The organism is Nonomuraea sp. NPDC047529 (genome assembly GCF_040642995.1).
In the GTDB taxonomy this organism is placed as follows: domain Bacteria; phylum Actinomycetota; class Actinomycetes; order Streptosporangiales; family Streptosporangiaceae; genus Nonomuraea.
In genome coordinates this window covers 1-2,011 of the sequence record NZ_JBEYTJ010000108.1, presented here as the reverse complement: position 1 = coordinate 2,011, position 2,011 = coordinate 1, and the positions used below count along the sequence as shown (strand labels likewise).

1 protein-coding gene is annotated in these 2,011 nt (G+C 71.0%); it reads right to left on the bottom strand.

Features of this window, described 5'->3' with window-relative positions; translation table 11 throughout:
- A partial coding sequence (locus ABZ815_RS52740) for a polyketide synthase dehydratase domain-containing protein (protein WP_357711136.1) occupies positions 1–1,988 on the bottom strand: 1,988 nt, incomplete at its 3' end.
- Positions 1,989–2,011 lie beyond the last annotated feature (23 nt).

The following is a 2,011-nucleotide window of genomic DNA, read 5'->3' as shown; positions in this document are numbered from 1 at the left end:
GTGGTGAACACCTCGGCTCCCAGGTGGCGGGCGATCTGGATGGCGGCCATGCCGACCCCGCCGGCTCCGGCGTGGATGAGGACCCGCTCGCCTCGGGACAGGCCGGCCAGGTCGACCAGCCCGTACCAGGCGGTGGCGAAAGCTCCCGGAACTGCGGCCGCGTCGGCGAAGCTCCACCCTTCAGGGATCTTCACCATCAATCGCTGATCGGTTACGACATGAGGGCCGAACGTTCCCTCGCCCAGCCCCATCACCCGGTCGCCTACGACGAGCTGCTCCACTCCCGGGCCGACCTCGCTCACCACACCGGCGAACTCGACACCGAGCGGACCGGCCTCACCGGGATACATGCCCAGGACGTTGAGCACATCGCGGAAGTTCAGCCCTGCGGCGCGGACCTGCACCCGCACCTGCCCGGTGTCCAGGTCCCGGTCCGCGCCCGGTTCCGGCACCAGCGCCAGTCCTTCGACCGAGCCGGGCGTTGGGCAGTCCAGCCGCCACGCCCCGTCTCCGTCCGGTACCGCAAGGTCCTCCTCAGGGCGGGCGGGGGTCAGCCGGGGGACCAGGACCCGGCCCTGCCGGACCAGGATCTGCGGCTCATCCCCCACACCACCCGGCATGCTGCCGGTGCCCAGCACGTTGGCCAGCGCCTGCCAGGAAGCGGCTTGCCCGTCCACGTCGGCCAGCAGGAACCGGCCGGGGTGCTCGGCCTGCGCCGACCGCGCCAGCCCCAGCACCGCCGCCCCCACCAACTCGCGGCCATCATTCCCGGGACCGGTGTTGCCGGGATCGGTGGTGCCGGGGTCGGCGTTGTGCCCCACCGTGACCACGCCGGTGGTGAGCAGCACCAGCCGGGTCTCGGCCGACCGCTCACTGGCCAGCCAGCCCCGCAACACCTCCACCACCCGATCCAGCTCCACACGCAACCGCGACAGCAGCTCACCGTGCTCGTCGTGGGTGGGCGCTCCCATGTCCAGGTGCAGGATCACCGTCCCAGTTGTCGGCTCCCCGGCAGCCAGACCCGCGTCCAACGCCGACAGGTCGGAATAGTGGCCCACGACAGCGCCACCAGCCGCCCGCACCCCCGCCACCACATCACCGGAGGACGGACCGACCACGATCACCTCCCCCGGCGCCGAATCCGCCCGGCTCCCTGACCACGGCACCCAGTCCATCCGCAGCAAAGACGACGACGAACCGGACGCGCGAACCAGCTGCCCCTCCCCCAGCTCCCGTAGAACCAGCGAACCGATCGAGACCACGGGCCTTCCCGCTGCGTCCGCCGCCTCCACGGTTATCGCGCCGTCCTCGGCAAGCCGCAGACGCACCCGAAGCTGCCGGGCCGCAGCCGCGTACAACCTCACGTCCTTCCAGGAGAACGGCACCGTGATCTTCTCTTCGCCCGCAGCGTCCCCGCCAGAGCTCTGCTCCGCCAGCCCGATCGCGTGCAGGGCCGCGTCCAGCAACGCCGGATGAACCTCGAACCGGGCGGCATCCACACACTCGCGCTCACCCAGCTCAACCTCGGCGAACACCTCTCCCCCGCGCACCCAGGCCCGTTTCACTCCTTGGAAGGCCGGCCCGTACCCGTATCCCGTTTCCGCCAGCTTCTGGTAGAAGCCCTCCACTTCCACCGCCTGCGCCCCCACCGGCGGCCACACACCCAGCTCGAATCCAGCCTCCGCGCCATCCCCGTTCACGCTCTCTGCGCTCTCGGAGTTCACCGCGCTCTCGGTTATCACCGCGCTGGCATGGCGCCGCCACCCCTCCCCCGCAGCCGTTCCCGCTCCCGTCCCGGTTGCCGTCCCCGTCCCTGCTCCCGGTCGGGCGTAGACGTGGACCTCGCGTCGCCCGTCCGCACCCGCGCCGGACACCCGCACCAGCACCTGGGCTGAGGAGTCGGTGTCCAGCACCAGCGGCGCCTCCAACGTCAGCTCCTCAACCCGCGAACAGCCGACCCCGTCACCCGCCCGGATCACCAACTCCACGAACCCCGTACCAGGAAAAATCA